This is a genomic window from Bradyrhizobium sp. AZCC 1578 (assembly GCF_036924675.1).
In the GTDB taxonomy this organism is placed as follows: Bacteria; Pseudomonadota; Alphaproteobacteria; order Rhizobiales; family Xanthobacteraceae; genus Bradyrhizobium.
The window spans coordinates 1,519,620-1,536,452 of record NZ_JAZHRZ010000001.1 but is presented as its reverse complement, the minus strand read 5'-3'; the positions used below and the strand labels follow the sequence as shown (position 1 = coordinate 1,536,452).

General features: G+C 58.1%; 16 protein-coding genes. 15 read left to right on the top strand and 1 reads right to left on the bottom strand.

Features of this window, described 5'->3' with window-relative positions; all coding sequences use genetic code 11:
* Window position 1 precedes the first annotated feature (1 nt).
* The 7 genes from asnB (at window position 2) to V1290_RS07805 (ending at window position 8,325) form a co-directional block, all read left to right on the top strand.
* Window positions 2-1,837, top strand: a complete 1,836-nt coding sequence (gene asnB, locus V1290_RS07835; RefSeq protein ID WP_334363863.1) for an asparagine synthase (glutamine-hydrolyzing) — start codon at window positions 2-4, stop codon at window positions 1,835-1,837.
* 1 nt (window position 1,838) lies between these two features.
* Window positions 1,839-2,429 (top strand): acyltransferase, encoded by a 591-nt coding sequence (locus V1290_RS07830; protein ID WP_334363862.1) that lies wholly within the window; start codon window positions 1,839-1,841, stop codon window positions 2,427-2,429.
* 5 nt (window positions 2,430-2,434) lie between these two features.
* Complete coding sequence (locus V1290_RS07825) at window positions 2,435-3,502, top strand: glycosyltransferase family protein (protein ID WP_334363861.1); 1,068 nt, start codon at window positions 2,435-2,437, stop codon at window positions 3,500-3,502.
* Between the two features lie 60 nt (window positions 3,503-3,562).
* On the top strand, window positions 3,563-4,381 hold the full coding sequence (locus V1290_RS07820) for a class I SAM-dependent methyltransferase (protein WP_334363860.1): 819 nt from the start codon (window positions 3,563-3,565) through the stop codon (window positions 4,379-4,381).
* Window positions 4,378-5,307, top strand: coding sequence for an NAD-dependent epimerase/dehydratase family protein (locus V1290_RS07815; RefSeq protein WP_334363858.1), 930 nt, complete (start codon window positions 4,378-4,380; stop codon window positions 5,305-5,307). Before V1290_RS07820 ends, V1290_RS07815 begins: the two co-directional genes overlap by 4 nt.
* The gene (locus V1290_RS07810) at window positions 5,304-6,476 is read left to right on the top strand and encodes a glycosyltransferase family 4 protein (RefSeq protein WP_334363857.1); all 1,173 of its coding nucleotides are present in this window, start codon (window positions 5,304-5,306) and stop codon (window positions 6,474-6,476) included. Before V1290_RS07815 ends, V1290_RS07810 begins: the two co-directional genes overlap by 4 nt.
* 664 nt (window positions 6,477-7,140) lie before the next feature.
* Complete coding sequence (locus V1290_RS07805; RefSeq protein ID WP_334363856.1) at window positions 7,141-8,325, top strand: O-antigen ligase family protein; 1,185 nt, start codon at window positions 7,141-7,143, stop codon at window positions 8,323-8,325.
* A gap of 215 nt (window positions 8,326-8,540) precedes the next feature.
* Here V1290_RS07805 and V1290_RS07800 read toward each other — a convergent pair whose 3' ends face one another.
* Entirely contained in the window at window positions 8,541-9,692 is a 1,152-nt protein-coding gene (locus V1290_RS07800; RefSeq protein ID WP_334368963.1) for a glycosyltransferase family 4 protein, read from the bottom strand.
* 541 nt (window positions 9,693-10,233) lie between these two features.
* On the opposite strand from V1290_RS07800, the gene V1290_RS07795 reads away from it, so the two are divergent.
* The 8 genes from V1290_RS07795 to rfbC all read left to right on the top strand — a co-directional run bounded on the left by V1290_RS07795 (window position 10,234) and on the right by rfbC (window position 16,808).
* Window positions 10,234-10,875, top strand: coding sequence for a winged helix-turn-helix transcriptional regulator (locus tag V1290_RS07795; RefSeq protein WP_334363855.1), 642 nt, complete (start codon window positions 10,234-10,236; stop codon window positions 10,873-10,875).
* Entirely contained in the window at window positions 10,872-11,390 is a 519-nt protein-coding gene (gene nusG, locus V1290_RS07790; RefSeq protein ID WP_334363854.1) for a transcription termination/antitermination protein NusG, read from the top strand. The genes V1290_RS07795 and nusG overlap by 4 nt, the downstream gene beginning before the upstream one ends.
* Window positions 11,391-11,506: 116 nt before the next feature.
* Window positions 11,507-12,487, top strand: coding sequence for a UDP-glucose 4-epimerase GalE (gene galE, locus V1290_RS07785; protein WP_334363852.1), 981 nt, complete (start codon window positions 11,507-11,509; stop codon window positions 12,485-12,487).
* Window positions 12,484-13,314, top strand: a complete 831-nt coding sequence (locus tag V1290_RS07780; protein ID WP_334363850.1) for an ABC transporter permease — start codon at window positions 12,484-12,486, stop codon at window positions 13,312-13,314. Before galE ends, V1290_RS07780 begins: the two co-directional genes overlap by 4 nt.
* A gap of 54 nt (window positions 13,315-13,368) precedes the next feature.
* Window positions 13,369-14,628 (top strand): ABC transporter ATP-binding protein, encoded by a 1,260-nt coding sequence (locus V1290_RS07775; RefSeq protein ID WP_334363849.1) that lies wholly within the window; start codon window positions 13,369-13,371, stop codon window positions 14,626-14,628.
* Window positions 14,629-15,495 carry a glycosyltransferase family 2 protein gene (locus V1290_RS07770; RefSeq protein WP_334363848.1) on the top strand — a complete coding sequence of 289 codons (867 nt, stop codon included), beginning with the start codon at window positions 14,629-14,631 and terminating at the stop codon, window positions 15,493-15,495.
* Window positions 15,496-15,549: 54 nt separating this feature from the next.
* Complete coding sequence (locus V1290_RS07765) at window positions 15,550-16,251, top strand: FkbM family methyltransferase (RefSeq protein WP_334363847.1); 702 nt, start codon at window positions 15,550-15,552, stop codon at window positions 16,249-16,251.
* Window positions 16,248-16,808 (top strand): dTDP-4-dehydrorhamnose 3,5-epimerase, encoded by a 561-nt coding sequence (gene rfbC, locus V1290_RS07760; RefSeq protein WP_442894972.1) that lies wholly within the window; start codon window positions 16,248-16,250, stop codon window positions 16,806-16,808. Before V1290_RS07765 ends, rfbC begins: the two co-directional genes overlap by 4 nt.
* The last annotated feature ends 25 nt before the right edge of the window (window positions 16,809-16,833 follow it).

Below are 16,833 nucleotides of genomic sequence, written 5' to 3'. Positions count from 1 at the left end.
AATGTGCGGAATTGCGGGCATCATAAACCTTCGCGGCAACGCGGTCGAACCGTCGGAAATCTCACGACTGACGAATCTCCTCGCGCATCGCGGACCCTTTGGCGAGGGAAGCTGGTTCAGCGCGAACCGCAACTTGGCGTTCGGCCACCGCAGGCTCGCCATCATCGATCCCAGCGAGGGAGGCTTTCAGCCGATGGTCTCCGGCGACGGCCGCCATGTGATCGTGTTCAACGGCGAGATCTACAACTTCCTCGAACTGCGGCGCGAGCTTGAGGCGCAGGGGGCAATCTTCCGCAGCCAGTCCGATACCGAGGTCATTCTGGCCGCATGGCAAGCGTGGCGGGAAGGCATGCTGACGCGCTTCAACGGAATGTGGGCGCTGGCGATCTTCGACACCAAAACCGAAGAACTGTTTCTGGCGCGCGACCGCTTCGGCATCAAGCCGCTGTTGTATGCGCTGACATCGGAACGCTTTGTCTTTGCATCCGAGCAGCGCGCATTGGCGCGAAGCGGCCTGATCAACGTGTCGCTGGATATCGACGTGGCGCGGCGACTTATGCTTGATGCTTTCGGAGTCGAAGGAAGCGAACGGACCCTTTGCCGGGAGGTGCGCCGCCTTCAGGCCGGACATTGCATGTGGCTGCGCCAGGGCAAACTGGAGGTCCGGCGTTGGTGGCGGACGGTGGATCACCTGCCGGTGGTCCCGAACACTGAAGCCGAACGGGTGGAGCGCTTTCGCGAACTGTTCCAGGACGCGGTCGCGCTTCGGATGCGCAGCGACGTGCCGATCGGGACCTGCCTGTCGGGAGGGTTCGATTCGTCGGCTGTGATCAGCACCATGGCCGCGCACGAAAAGGCCGGTATGGGTCCGCGGGACAGCACCTCATGGCGCCACGCTTTTGTGGCGACCTTTCCCGGCGCCTCGAATGACGAGCGGCCGATGGCTGAGGAGGCGGCGGCGTGGGCGGAGGTCGTGCCGACATTCCTGGAGATTGGGCGGGCCGACGCACTAACCGAACTCGACCAGATCCTCGACGACAATGATGACGTCTATATCGGACTTCCGAGCGCGGCCTGGTTGATCTATCGAGAACTCAGACGTCACAACGTGACAGTGTCGCTCGACGGCCATGGCGCGGACGAGTTGATGGGGGCCTATCTTCAGGAGGGGCAATCGGGGGCGTTCTGGATGCGAAACGCGGCTGCCGCACTTGGCTCAAGTTCGGCGCTGGCGAGGCGAGGTGTTGATCTGCTGCGCGCGCTGATGATCCGACGCCAGGGAAACTATTTCCTGCGTGACGGTCTGCGCGACGTGCCGGCGGAGCTCCCGCTGGTCGGAGAAGACGATGTGCTGCCGCGCGACTGGGGTGCATTGAACCGACGGCTCTACCGGATGTTTCACAGCACCGTGCTGCCGACCATCCTGCGAAACTTCGACCGCCTGTCAATGGCTCACGGCATTGAGGTCCGCATGCCGTTCATGGACTGGCGTCTGGTCACCTATGCGATGGCATTGCCGGAATCCAGCAAGTCATCGAATGGCTATACCAAGGTCATTGCACGAAAGGCGATGGCTAACCTGATGCCGGAATCCATCCGGATGGGACGCCGAAAGGTCGGATTCAATTCGCCGATGCCCGAATGGTTGAACGGACCTCTGGCCGGCTGGACCGCGGGTTTGCTCGACCAGAAGGTGCCGGCGTTTGCCGAGCTGGTGGATGAGGAACGCTTGCGCCGGACCGTTGGCCATCTGACCTCCTCGAAACAGTGGGATTGGGAATCGGTCGGCCGCATCTGGCCGTATCTGAACATGAAATGGATGCTGGCGAGGTCTTAGCATGCGGCGCATCCTGATAGGCCTAATCGACGCCATCCTTGGCTGGAAGAGCCGGCTTTCCGGGGCCGTAAGTATCGGACGTGGGTCGACGATCGCGTGGCGCCGCATCAGGCGCGCGGCAGGCAACGCTTTGTCGGTAGGAGAAGATTCGATCGTCCACGCTGATATCAGTTTCGAGGAAACGGGAGGCAAAATTCAGATCGGAAGCCGCACATTTATCGGACGAAGCCACCTGGTCTGCTATCGAAGCCTCTCCATCGGCGACGACGTCATCATGTCATGGGGGATTACGATTGTGGACCACGATTCCCACAGCATCGATTGGATAGACCGCCGGAACGACGTTCGCGAATGGAGTGCCGGCCGGAAAGATTGGGAGAAGATCGCGCACGCGCCAGTGGTGGTGAGCAATAGGGCTTGGATCGGATTTAACGTGAGTGTGCTGAAGGGAGTCACGATTGGAGAGGGTGCCGCAATCGGAGCCTGTTCGGTCGTCACCCGGGATGTTCCGCCGTACACGTTGGCTGCCGGGAATCCGGCTAGAGTGATCCGGACATTAAGCTCCCCGCCAGATGCAAGTGCCGAGGGTTGAGTGTCATGCGTGTCTTCCAGAACAACGGCTTGTCTCGCGGATTCCAGGCCCATCGTCGCCGCTTGCCGTATCAAAGTTTCGCCGCCGGACGAGCGCAGTTTCTGGATACCAGATTTACGGCATCCCATATCCTTCTGCCCGTACTGACTAACGGCCCGGATGCATTTTATACCAACGGAGACGACAAGGACCTGCAACTGCTCTGGGCGAAAGAGAACGGTCTGCAGACAGAAAATCTGGAGCAAATTCTGCTCGCGCAGATCGAGCAACATCGCACCGAAGTGTTCTACAATCTTGACCCGATCCGTTACGGCAGCGAGTTTGTCGCGAAATTGCCGGGCTGTGTGAAGAAATCGGTTGGCTGGCGCGCTGCGCCATCCGGAAACGCAGACCTGTCGAAATACGACCTGATCGTATGCAACTTTCCTTCAATTCTCGAGAGTTGGCGTCAAAAGGGCTGTCGAGTCGCGTATTTTTTCCCGGCGCACGATCCGGTGATGGATGCCTATGGCGCAGCTCGAAGTGATGAACTCGATCTCATCTTCATCGGCGGATTCTCGCGCCATCACGTCAAGCGCAGCCGGGCCCTTCGGGCGGCGGCTGCAGCGCCCGATGTGCGGGCACGCTTTTATCTCGAAGATTCGCGCCTTACCCGATTGGCAAATTTTCTTCCCCCTCTGCCGGCGCTGCGCTCATATCGTCATCCGGACGAAATTCGGAAGATTCGCGCCGATCCGTTGTATGGCCGCGATGCCTATGCCGCGATCGCCAAGAGCCGGATCGTTTTCAACGGCGCCGTGGACATGGCGGGAGAGGATCGCGGCAATATGAGATGCTTTGAGGCGACGGGGTGCGGAGCCGTCCTTCTGACCGACGCGGGGCGCTATCCGGAAGGCTTCGTTAATGGCGAAACCATGCTGCAATATTCCGCGCCCGAACAAATACCGGAATTGATCGACAAGCTCATGAGAGATGAAATCCTGGCCAGATCCATCGCTCAGGCGGGTTGCGCCATGGTAAAAGAGCGCTATAGCAAACAACTGCAATGGGCGAAATTTCAGGATCTGATCTGAATGGCGCGCTGGGTTAGCTAACTTATGGTGGAGCAGCCATTCACGACATGGGAAGATGCCGTGGTTTGGCTGCGCAATCAGCCGGACCAGCGTCAGCTTGTGCTCGACGCGTTCTATGACGACCCTCTGATCGATGCGGCCGAGCGTTACTTTGCCTGTGCCGAATGGCAGGCGGTTTCTAAGTTTTTGGAGAATCGAACCGGCAAGGCGCTCGACGTCGGCGCCGGGCGCGGAATTGCGAGCTACGCGCTGGCGCGAAGCGGATTTGCGGTCACTGCGCTCGAGCCTGACCCCAGCGGCGTGGTCGGGACGGCGGCGATCCGCGGGCTTGCGGCCGAGGCTGGCTTGCCGATCGAGGTGGTCGAGGAGTTTTCCGAGCGTCTCCCGTTCGCTGACGGCGTGTTCGATGTCGTGTTCGCGCGGGCCGTGCTGCACCATATGCGCGATCTCGACGGCGCCTGCCGGGAAATGTTCCGCGTGCTTCGCCCTGGAGGAATGCTCATTGCCGCGCGCGAACACGTGATCAGCAGGGAATCCGATCTCGGGGCATTCCTCGATCAACATCCCCTGCATCACCTCTATGGCGGCGAGCACGCGTATCTTCTCGATCGATATACCGGCGCGTTGAGGAATGCGGGATTTGCTGCGATCGAGGTGCTCTCGCCGCTCAAGAGCCCGATCAATCTGTTTCCCCATACAATCAAGACGCTGCGGGCGACCGTCGTGGAAAGATTGACGGACAAGATCCCGGTCAAGCCCGTTTGGCGCGCCGCGCTCGCTTCCAGGAGCGTTTTCACATCGTTGCTTTCGATGGCAGAGCGCTTTGATCATCGGCCCGGCCGGCTCTACTCATTTGTCTGTCACAAGGCACAATCATGAGCATCTGGGTTACCGGGGCCAATGGCTTCATTGGCCGGCATCTCGTTCGAGTGCTGGCCGATCGGGGCTATCGCGTTCACGGCATCGGTCACGGTGCGATCGGCGAAGCCGAACGGGGTCGCATCGGTCTCGGGCATTGGCTGAACGGCGAGATCGATGCGGCCAATCTCAGCGCGCTTGTGGAGCACTCTGGGATGCCGTCGACGATTTTCCATCTGGCCGGCGGGTCGTCGGTCGGGTTGTCGATCGCGCAGCCGTTTGAGGATTTTTCGCGCACCGTTACGAGCACGGCCAGGCTGCTGGAGTGGCTCCGCGGGGCCGCCAGGGATTGTCGCTTGATTGTCGCGTCGAGCGCGGCAGTCTATGGAGACGGTCATGGGGGAGCGATTGCGGTGGATGCCGCAACGCTTCCGATGTCGCCCTATGGGCAGCACAAGCTGATGATGGAGCAGCTTTGCCGAACTTATGCCGTCACCTTTGGCATTCGCAGCACGGTGGCGCGGCTGTTCTCGGTCTACGGCCCAAACTTGCGCAAGCAATTGCCATGGGACATCTGCTCCCGCTTGCAAGCTGGTGAGCGAAACCTGGTGTTGGGAGGAACAGGTGCGGAGGTGCGGGACTGGACCGACGTTCGCGACGTCGCCCGGCTGTTGGCCGTGATCGGCGGAACGCCGCAGGCGGAGACCTTTCAAGTGATCAACGCTGGCTCCGGGCTTGGAACGACCGTGGCACGGGTTGCCGCCGTGCTTGCAGAATGCTGGGGCGGAAGCGTATCGGTACACTTTTCAGGCATTGTACGCGCCGGCGATCCGTCAAGTCTGCTGGCGGACGACGCAACGCTCCGCGCTCTGACCTTCGACTGGACGATCTCGGCTGAACAGGGCTTTGCGGACTATGTCTCGTGGTTCAAGGGTCAGAGCCGGTGAACGAGGGGTCGCCGCTGCGTCTCGCCTTTACGCATATTCCCCGCAGGCTCTGGGCTGGCGGTTACAACTATCAAAGCAATCTATTTCAGGCGCTGAGCAAGTTCCGCAGCGGCGAGTTTGCGCCCATCCTGTTTGCCGGGGCCGGTGGCGATGACGCCGATCTTGCGCCGCTTGCCGCGATACCTGGTGTGGAGGTGGTGCGATCGGCGGCGTTCGACGGCCGTGCCGGTTTGGCTGCCGCGCTGGCATGGGGATTGGACCGGGAGGCGGTGGCCGAATTCCGGACGCACCGCATCGATGCCATCTTCGAAGCTGCCCGCTTCTTTGGTTGGCGACTGCCTTATCCCGCAATTGCCTGGTTTCCCGATTTTCAGCATCGACGATTGCCGCAGCTTTTTCCGGCGGCGGCGCGGTGGCGTCGCGAAGCCGGCTTCCGAATGCAGATCGCATCGGGGCGCACCGTCATGCTGAGCAGCGAAAGCTCGCATCGCGACTTCCGGAAGTTCTATCCCGGAGCGAAGAACGAGGTCTGTGTGGTTCGTTTCGCGACCGGGCCGTCGCCGGCGTTCCTGAGCGCAAATCCGGCTGAGATCGTTGCGCAGTATCAGTTGCCTGAAAAATATTTCTACCTGCCAAATCAGTTCTACACGCACAAGAATCACCAGGTGGTCGTCGATGCGCTGGCCATCCTGGCGGAGCGAGGGTTCGATGCGGTCGTGTGCGCCTCGGGCAGCACCGAAGATCGGCGCGAGCGAGGCTATTTCGATGAAGTCATGGCGGGGGTCCGAAGTCGGGGGCTCGAAAAACGCTTCCGTCATCTGGGAATGATTCCGCTTTCGCACGTTTACGCGTTGCTTCGGGCGTGCACCGGGCTGATCAATCCGTCGCGATCGGAGGGATGGAGCACAACCGTCGAGGAAGCGAAGTCGTTTGGCGTGCCGATGATACTGTCTGATCTTGACGTCCACCGCGAACAGACCAACGACACGGCGAGCTATTTCGGGACGGATGATCCCGCGACCCTCGCCGATCACCTGATGCGGGTATCGCAGGATTCAGAAGTTTCAATAATTCGAAACCTGGTTCCGTATCAGTACGACCGCGTGGCGGCCTTTGCGGCGGATTTTGGCAATACGGTTCAGCGTGCGATGCAGGCCTCTCTGCGGTGACGCTTCGCAGCGAGCGGTCAAGTCGATGCGCAGCCACTACATAGGTAGAGTGCGGGACACGTAGTCCTTTCGGCCTACCAATCTTGAGAAATAGGGTGTTCTCCAAATTTTGGACCACAAACTTATGGGGCTGGCGATTTGGGCCTCGATCTTAGCGGCCGCGAGGCGGTAGTTGCCGGCCAAGCTCCGGTAGGCCGCCCGAGCTTCCGGTTGTTGGCAAAGCTCGGCCTGCTCCAGACAAACGCGCTCCCACCGGCGATATTCTTCCGCGTTGTTACACATCGTCCCCTCCGTCACTCGGCACAAGCTTTGCCCAGGACGGTGTCGAGAATGGGGTCGGACTAGGCCAAGCGTCGGCCAACAATCAGGCGTGGGACCGAAGTCTCGCGCCCATTGTTATCATCGCCACAGTCGGTGAGCATGTGCGGCCAGCGCCTCCCTGTTGCGTTTCATGTTCCCCGCCATTCAGCGCTACCGCAACCTATTACAAACCAACCTGACTGAGATCGAGTGACAGTTTGTCGAAAAGCGCCTGATCGAGGAACAAAATCAAATCTGGATAGCCTGGTCACTTTCCTTTATTGCTTTGCGGCGCTGCAATATTACTCATGAGGCGACTGTCAAAACTGCCGACGGGTCGGGATGGGGTAACCGGGGCTGTGGCATGACGTGGCGAATTCCGTTTGCGATTCTGATTTCGAGCGGCCCGATCCTCGCCCTGATCAACGGGGCGCTGGGCTCGACCAGCAACCCGGTTTTGACGGCGGCCGTGCTGGTTGGCTCGACGGCGGTGATCGGGCTGTTCGGCCGTTACCGGGGAATTGTGCTCCGCGAGATCGACGTTCTGTTTGCGGCCTTTGTTGCGACTGTTGCGGTCTCTGTGGCGCTCAACGGTCTGCCGCCGGCGCGGGATGCAGCGTTGTTTGCGCTCTCACTTGCCGCCTATCCGGCCTGCCGTGCCGTGCCCTTAGGTAAGCCGTTCGGGGCCTTTTCAGCCATAACGATTTCGATTGTTCTGCTTGGGGCGATTGTGGTCGCGGGGTCTCTCTATGGGGCGGCGGTAGACTTGCGCGGGCGTCCTGTCGTACTCGGTTTCGGGCATGCCCCGACGGTCTTTCTGATGTCACTCGGTTTCCTGCTGATCGTGATTGCCACGTCGGAAAAACTGACAATCCACCGGGCGATTTTCGCATGTGCCATTGCCTGCGGTCCGATCGTGATATTCGCTGCGGCGCAGGTTCGATTTGTATTCGTCGCGCTGTTGATTGCGTTGCTGGCGTCGTTACTGGTGGCTCGGTCGAGGCAGCGGGTGGCCGTCTCAGTCATCGTTGGTATCTTTGTCTTGGCGGGCACGATCGGGTTTGCCGCACGGCATCAAACCTCGATGGGATCCCTTCGCGCCGCGATTGATCCGTTCAACGGTCACACGCGATCTGAAGCGGAAGAATGTGCTGAGTCCTATAACACGGTCGAGATGCGAAAGACATTGCTGCGCTCCGCGGTTTCAAGGATGCCGGATGCTGGTTTGTTCGGACACGGCCTCTCTTCGTTCGAGCGCACGTCATGCCTGAAGATGTTCCCGCATAATGTTGTCCTGCAGGCTGCGGTCGAGTTCGGTTGGCTCGGTGGAGCGGCGCTTGTGCTGATGATTGTGTTTGCGCTACGCCGGATCTGGACGGTAGCGAGAATGGACCGTGAAGGCGCCTTTGTTTTCAGCGCGTTGGTTTTTGTGCTGGTGAACGACCTTGCCTACGGCAGTTTGGTATCGTCCGGCCTGCTGTTCCTGTTCCTAGGCTACGCTGCCCGGCTCACGGAACAATCATCTCCAGTGACAGGGGCTTCCGCGTGAGATATCCCGACCTGCCAGGGCAAGTTGGAATGAAGCGATGCCACATTACAACTTCGACGTAAGAGACGGGATCATCTATCCGTTGACGAAGAGGGTACGAGCTACCGAACATCGCATGCGTCCCGGAAGAGCCCGCGCGATCCTTGGCGGAAATGGTCCGAGATGCAGTTGGGTTAACCCGAGATTTTTGTGGGGCAATGGCAACGCCGTGCAGCTCAACCGTGCGCCGGAAGTGTAAGTTCGTTGTAAAGCTCCACAATCGAAGCTCCCACGATTTTTGCCGAATGTTTGGATACTACTTGATTGCGGGCTGACCGAGCGTACCGTGTTCGGAGTTGTGCCGAGTTGGCGAGGCGCAGAATAGCGTTCGCTAACGCTGCAGGATTCTCAACGGGCACTTGCAATCCGGTATCGTCGTCAATGACGATCTCGCGGCAACCTGGTGCATCTGTTGCTATCAGTGCTCGGCCACACGCGGCTGCTTCCAAAAGGCTAACGGGCAGGCCCTCTCGGTGGGACGGCAGTATTGCGAAATGGCAGCGCCTCCAAAGCGAGGCTATGTCGTCGATGTGTCCCAGCCAAGTGACCCCAGGACGTCTACTCCATTCTTCGACTTCCTCATAAGAGACTGATGCAGGATTCGCAGGATCTGGCTTGCCGGCAATCACGAGCCTGAAGTCGTGTCCTTGATCCCTCAGAATTTGGTGAGCCGATACCAAGGCTCGAATGCCTTTATCGGCCAACAATCGTCCTGCGAAGCCGAAGGTGATAGGTCCTTCAGGCTCGGGCAGCGGCTGAAAGAGATCGGTGTCTACGCCCGATCCGGGGATGACGACAAGGCGCTTCTCGTCCACTCCTAGATCGGCGAGAACTTTTCGATCATCCGAATTTTCAACCAAAACTACGCTGGTTCGGCGGTTCAGGAGCGGAGGCAGCATCCAGCCGATGATGGCCTTTAGAATGCGCTTCCTCCGAGCTGTCGACGTAAAGATATACCCAAGTCCAGTGAACGCATTCACTTGTGAGATGCTGCGCCCAATCACGGCAATCGTACCGTAGAAGCAGCACTGCAACCCAGACTGGTGTACGATGTCCGGTCTAATGTCGCCTTCAAGGCGTCGTAGTGCCAAGATTGTCCGGATTGCAGCAATCGCAGACAGTCGCCCACGGCTGAATGGAATGCTGTGCAAAATGAAGCCCTCTGCCTCAATCGCGGGACCATGCTCGTTAGTTCGCGTTGCGACATGAACTTCGAAGCCAGCTTTCTTCGCCGCACGAGCCATGAGTAGTCGGCCCAGCAAGAAAGCCCAGTCCTCATTTGTAACGTACAATATACGTCGCGGATCAGTGGCGCAGCCAACGGTCATGTGTACACGGGGGGCATCGAGGTAGCTTGACGAGAGACTGGAACCGAAAAGGACGGCGTCGGTCGCTTTCTTAGTCACTGTCGGCCGTCCGAGCAATGGTTCGAGAGCGGTCCGGACAGCACGTAGGTACCGGCGTAGCAAGGAATGCTATTGAAAGAGGTTGATGAGGGATGTCGCGCCAGCAAGTCTCGGTGCCGCAATTTGTGGGCTGTGGCAGTTGTACGGATATCGAGGGCTTCGCGTCAGCTCCCGAGGCAGCCACCGCCCAGCCGGGCAACTCCAACAGCCAGCACGAATTCAGGACTGGATAAGACTGGGGCAAGGTCACTCTCGTCAAATTTCGAAGTCGGCGCCCGCGACCACCATTCACGGCCTCACGCATTCGGGCCTCACGCGCCTCGTGCGAAAGGTGAGGTCCTCTGTTCGAGGCAAAAACCAAGCATTTACAAGTAGATGCTTGTGTTCATTCCGTGAACGAGGGCCTTGACGTTCACGCCGTGAACAGGGTACGAGTATCTCCAATGGCCCGATAGAGACGACGATGGACCGCTTGCTGCACAGCGAACAAGATAACAAGCGCATACTGCTCAATCTTCTAACCTCCGTTCACCAGAACGGCGAGCAATCGCAGCGTCACATCGCGGCCGAACTCGGTGTCGCGCTCGGCCTCGTCAACGTGTACCTGAAGCGCTGCATCAAGAAGGGACTGGTCAAGGTGCACAATGCGCCAGCCAGGCGTTACGTCTATTATCTAACTCCGACCGGATTTGCCGAGAAGTCGCGGCTGACGATCCAGTATCTCTCAGACTCGTTTTCGTTCTTTCGCCTTGCCAAAGAGGATTGTGCCCGCGCCTTGGCAACAGCTAGGACCAATAATTTCAACCGTGTTGTGCTTGCTGGAAGGTCCGATCTTGCCGAAATTGCCATTCTTTGTGCCGCGGAGCTTGCCGTAACCGTCGTCGCTATCGTCGATCGGGGCGGCGAGGACGGCAAGTTTGCGGGAGTCGATCTGATCCGCTCCTACGCGGATATCTTGGGAGAATTCGACGCAGTGTTGGTGACCGATCTGACAGACGCGCAAGCGGCGTTCGACGATGCGGTCGCCGCCTGTGGCGCGGATCGAGTCATGGTGCCGGCTCTACTTGGCCTGCGATCGTCCGCTGAAACGGGGAGTCGCGCATGAGCCGGGCGCCCGGGATTCGATGGTATGTCGTTCAGACGCAGGTCAATAGTGAACATAAGGCCGCGCAGCACATCTTGCGTCAGGGCTTTGACGTGTACCTGCCACGATATCAGAAGCGGCGGCGCCACGCGCGCAAGCTCGATATCATAGCGAAGCCGTTGTTTCCGCGTTATCTCTTCGTCGCGATCGACATGGCGACGCAGCGCTGGCGATCGCTTCAGTCGACGTACGGAGTGACAGGTCTGGTGGGCCATGGCGACGGCCCGGCAGCGGTGCCAGAAGGAGTTGTCTCTGAGCTCAAGGCGCGTGAGGACGAGCAGGGATTCATTAGGCTGGAATCGCAACCTGCCTTTGCACCCGGAGACAGGGTTCGCGTGCTGGCCGGTGCGTTCCTGGACAGTGCTGGCTCGTTCAACGCAATGGCAGACCGTGATCGGGTCTCTATTTTGCTCGAGATGCTTGGTCGCAAGGTCCGCGTCCTTCTTGACGCGGATATGGTCGTAGCCGCCTTCTAAGAGCGGTCGCGTATCGGGCGGTGCCCGAGCGCCGTAGTTTGTCTTTCGCTCCTTAACGGAGCATCCGGGTGACAGTCGATTCACCCGGAGTGCGGTAGCATGGGATTTTTTGGCAAATGACAATTCTCGTAACGGGTGGCGCGGGTTACATCGGCAGCCACGTCGTGCAGGGGCTCGTCGAGCAGGGGCACGCGGTTGTCGTACTCGATAACCTGTCGACCGGCTTTCGAGAGGCCGTTCCGGCGCAGGTGCGGCTCATTGTCGGCGATGTCGGAGACGAAAGTCTCGTATCGACGATCATCGCGGAACATGGGGTCAGCGCGATTATGCATTTCGCTGCGTCTTCGGTCGTACCTGAGTCAATCGCTAATCCGATCGCTTACTACAGAAACAACACGGTGAATTCGCTTAAGCTGATCGACTCCGCAGTGCGCGGTGGCGTGCGGCATTTCGTTTTCTCATCAACCGCTGCAGTTTACGGCAGTCCCACGGCGGGCTTGGTGGGCGAAGACCTCATCCCCCAACCAATGTCGCCGTATGGCGCATCCAAGTTGATGACGGAGAGAATGCTGGGCGATGTGGCGTCTACAAGCCACTTGACCTGCGCTATCCTGCGGTATTTCAACGTCGCCGGCGCCGATCCATTGTTGCGGATCGGCCAGTCGACCCGCGGGGCAACCCATCTGATCAAGGTCGCAGTGCAAGCTGCCCTGGGCGTCCGGAACGGAATGGAGATCTTCGGAACCGACTATCCGACGCCCGACGGCACCTGCATCCGCGACTACATCCACGTCTGCGATCTCGTGAGCGCCCATATCAAGGCCCTTGATTATCTGCGCGGCGGAGGCGAAAGCATGACGATCAATTGCGGCTACGGGCACGGCTATTCCGTGCGCGAAATCATCGAGGCCGTCAAACGCGTGTCAGGCAGCGATTTTGCCGCGATCCCGCGGCCACGGCGTGGGGGCGATCCGGCCGCCATTGTTGCCGACAGTGCGCTGATCCGGCGGGCGTTGTCGTGGGTGCCTGCCTATGACGATCTCGACACAATCGTCAGGCATGCGCTCGCCTGGGAACGGAAGCTGACAGTTCAATGACCTCTACGACAATCAAAGTCATCAAGCCGCATAGCGAACGGTCTTTCGCCGAGGATCTGGCTGACATCTGGGCGCACCGCGAACTCTTGATGGTGCTGGTGCGCCGCGAGATATCGGTTCGGTACCGACAAGCCGTCGTAGGATTATTGTGGGTGGTGCTGCAGCCGCTGCTGACCACGGTCATTTTCACTACGGTATTCGTTGTGTTCGTGCGTATTCCCGTGCAGGAACAATCATATCCGCTGTTCGCCTTTGCGGGCATTGCAGTGTGGCAATACTTCAATCGAGTTGTAGCAGAGGGAGGCGGTAGCCTAGTCGCGAACAGCGCGCTGATCACGAAAGTCTCTTTTCCGCGGTTGATCATTCCCCTAGTCTCGCCATTGGCTGCCGCGCTTGACGCGCTGATTGCAATCCTGGTCCTGGTCATAATTGCGAAGCTTGTAGGCGCGCATGTGAGCTGGACTGTATTCTTCGCACCTCTCGTGATTGTTGTCGTCGGGCTTTTCGGTTATGCGATCGCGCTTTGGGTCGCTCCGATGAACGCAGTTTATCGCGACGTTGGCATCGCGTTACCATCGATCATGCAGGTCTTGATGTATATGAGCCCAATCGTCTACCCGGCATCGCTGGTTCCGGAACGCATCCGCTGGCTGTACGAACTGAATCCAATTGCTGTGATGGTGAACACGATGCGTTGGGTGGTGCTTGGCACCAATGCTCCATCCCTCATCGGGATTGGAATGTTCGGAGCTCTGACGGTCCTGTTGCTCTGGGGCGGCTCGGAATTGTTTCGACGAATGGAAGGCAATCTCATTGATCGCATCTGATTCCGGACCTCAGGGGACGTTACTTAACTTTTCGAGACCGGTCGGCTCCACGTCATGACGAAAGCGATCGAAGTGCGCGGCGTCAGCAAGGAATACTTCCGAGGTGTTCACTCGGCAGGGCATACTCGAATCGCCGAGATGCTCACCGAGTGGGGACGGGGGCTTGTCGGCGGAAAGCAGGGAAACAGTCCCGCTAGGCGCGAGGTAGAGCCCTTCTGGGCTCTCAAGGATATCTCATTTACAATCGAGCAAGGACAGGTTGTTGGCATTATAGGGCGCAATGGCTCAGGCAAGAGCACGCTTCTCAAGATCATCGCTCAGATTACCGCGCCTACGACCGGCGAGGTGCAACTAACCGGCCGCACCGGTACACTGCTTGAGGTTGGCACCGGCTTCCACCCCGAGCTCAGCGGGCGCGAAAACGTGTTTCTCAACGGTGCGATTCTCGGCATGAGCCGTGCAGAGATCGCTCGCAAGTTTGACGAGATTGTCGATTTTTCGGGAGTCGAAGCTTTCATCGATACGCCGGTGAAGCGTTACTCCAGCGGTATGCAAACTCGGCTTGCATTCTCGGTTGCGGCACATCTGGATCCTGAAATTCTCATCGTTGACGAAGTGCTAGCTGTTGGCGACGCTGAATTTCAGAAGAAATGCCTCGGCAAAATGAGGGATGTGACCAGTGATGGGCGAACAGTTGTCTTCGTCAGTCACAGCATGGTTACGGTAACGAGCTTGTGCAGTCAGTGCATTCTTCTCGAGCACGGCGAAATCCGTGCACTCGGACCCTCGCATAAAATTGCCGACTTGTATTTTTCGGAAGGGGCCAGCAGCGGACCAGCACTGGGTTACGAGAAAAATACTGCGCGTCCAGGCAACGACATTGTTCGGCTGTGCGGCGCTCGGGTTGTAAACAGCACATTTGATGAGGTTGATGCGATAGGTCGCGACGAGCCGGTAGGAATCGAGATGACGTTTGAGGTCCTGCAAGATGGACACCGACTTGTCCCAAATTTCCATATCTTCTTGCAGGACCAATATGCGTTCGTGAGTTCGCTGCCCAACAATGACGTAATTTCGCGCGGAATCTATCGATCGCTAATGTGGATTCCGCCGCGCTTTCTCAACAACGGCCTGTTTGTTGTCGGGGTCGCGGTGAGCTCAATGAGCCCGGTCGTTATTCATTTCTTCGAGCGGGACGCGCTTCGCTTCCACGTCATCGACGATTTGTTTGACGCAAGTAGAAACGATTACATTCAGGAATTTCCAGGCGTGGTTCGTCCGGACCTCGAATGGGATTTCGTTCGAGAAAAATGAATGCAGGGTTACGTCATGGCCCCAAATTCTTCCGCTGTCGATTTGTCCGGCGGAAACAGGCCGCTGGTGTCCATAGGGATTCCGACCTTCAATAGGCCGGCGGGTCTGCGTCGGACATTGCAGCTCATCTGCGGTCAGACTTACTCGAATCTCGAAATCCTGGTGTCGGATAACGCCTCACCCGGTTCGGAAACAGAGAGGGCTGTTCAAGAATTCTCCGAGGTCGATGCGCGGATAAAGTATTTCCGTCAACCCGCCAACATCGGACCGATTGCTAACTTCCGCTTCGTCCTTGCGAATGCGTCGGGAGAATACTTCATGTGGGCGGCCGATGATGACGAATGGGATGCAAGGTTCGTCGAAACCTGTCTTGCCGCTGCAAGCCCGTCGTGCTCTGTCATGACCAAGTTCAATACGCTCTTCAGGGCACGAAATGTTTACGAAGAGAATCCGATTCCCGAGCTGTCGCCAAATGCGAAGGTGTTCCAGAACGTGGAGAATTACTTTTCGATCATGCAGCCCAGCCTTTTCTACGGGCTTCATCCCCGCAGGTCGATTCTTTTTACCCTGAAAGGTAGCTATTTTGATTTTTACGATTGTTATGTCGTCCTTCGCATCATCCTCGAAAACGACTTTCGAACGATCGATCAAAATCTCTACGGTGCCGGTGTTGATGCACCCACGTACGAAGTCAAGTATGCAGATGCCAAGAAAAACGGGTTAGACTTTTGGCCATTTTTCTTGCATTCCGCCATCGCTCTTGCGCGCTGTTCGCGTTTGTCGAACCTGGAAAAAGTCAGGCTACTCTTGAGGTTGTTGCGGCTGGTGCGTACACTTAGAAGCTATCATGCGACCCGAAGTTCGTGACATGCGCCAATTTGGGGAGACTGCGCGCGTCCTTGCGATTGGCGGTGCTTTTCGATGATTGAGCTGTTCGAGCCGTGGCGCTGGCGCGACGCGAAGCATTCCTATTCTCAGGCCGGCGAGGACCTGATTATCGATTTTGTTGCCAAAGCGATGCAGATCGAGGAGGTGACGTATCTTGATATCGGTGCGCACCATCCTAGCCAGTTCAGTAACACTTATCTGTTTTATAGGCGGGGGTTTCAGGGAGTGCTGGTCGAACCGGATCCTGAACTGATGGCTTCGATAAAGCGCGTAAGGCCGCGCGACGTGTGCATAGAAGCAGGCGTCGGCGTGACGTCGGCGCGTGTGGCTCAGTTCTTTGTAATGAGCACGCGAACCTTGAACACGTTCTCGGAAGCGGAGGCCAAGCGATACGAAGCCATGGGGACCCAGCGTATCGAAAAGGTTCTCCCCGTTCCATTGATCACGTTCGACGATATTTTCGCGGATCGCTTTCTTGACAAGGAGCCTACATTGGTGTCGATCGACGTCGAGGGTCTCGATTTTGATGTGCTGTCGACGCTGAATCTTAACAAGTACCGACCGGCGATCATCTGTGTTGAAACGCTTCAATACAGCGAAACGCGCGAAGAAGTGAAGGATACGCGAATCGCGCAGCTAATGTCGGACAACGGCTATTTCGCGTTCGGCGATACGTACATTAACACGATTTTTGTCGATCTCGGTCGATGGAAAACCGGTAGCAAGAGATCGTGAGCTTTGCAGCTTTTATGATCTTTACTTCGCTCAAGCTTGCTGGAGCCTATCGTATCGAACCGCAGCCGATTGTGGACGAGCGCGGAGCGTTTGCGCGCCGGTTTTGTGCCGATACGTTTCGCGCTCAAGGTCTAGAGAGCGACTTGGTGCAACGCTCGATCTCATTGAACGCCCGGGCGGGGACAGTGCGCGGAATGCATTTCCAGGCGCCGCCCCATCTTGAGACCAAGCTCGTGCGCTGCACGCGTGGCGCAATCTTTGACGTGATGGTCGATCTACGGGACGGCTCGCCAACCTATGGCCAATGGCACGGCGAGGGGCTAAGTGCCGACAATCGCACGATGCTCTACATCCCGAAGGGTTTCGCCCACGGATTTCAAACATTGGTAGACGGTACCGAAGTCGACTATGAGATCACGCCGGCCTACGTGCCCGGCGCCGCCGCGGGCTTTCGATTTGACGATCCCGCGCTGGCCATCCAGTGGCCGTCGTCAGTGATGGTGGTTTCGGATCGGGATCGGGCGCTCCCGGAAACCCATAAGGGCATCCGCCTTTGACAAAGATCATGTGCTCGAGCTCGCC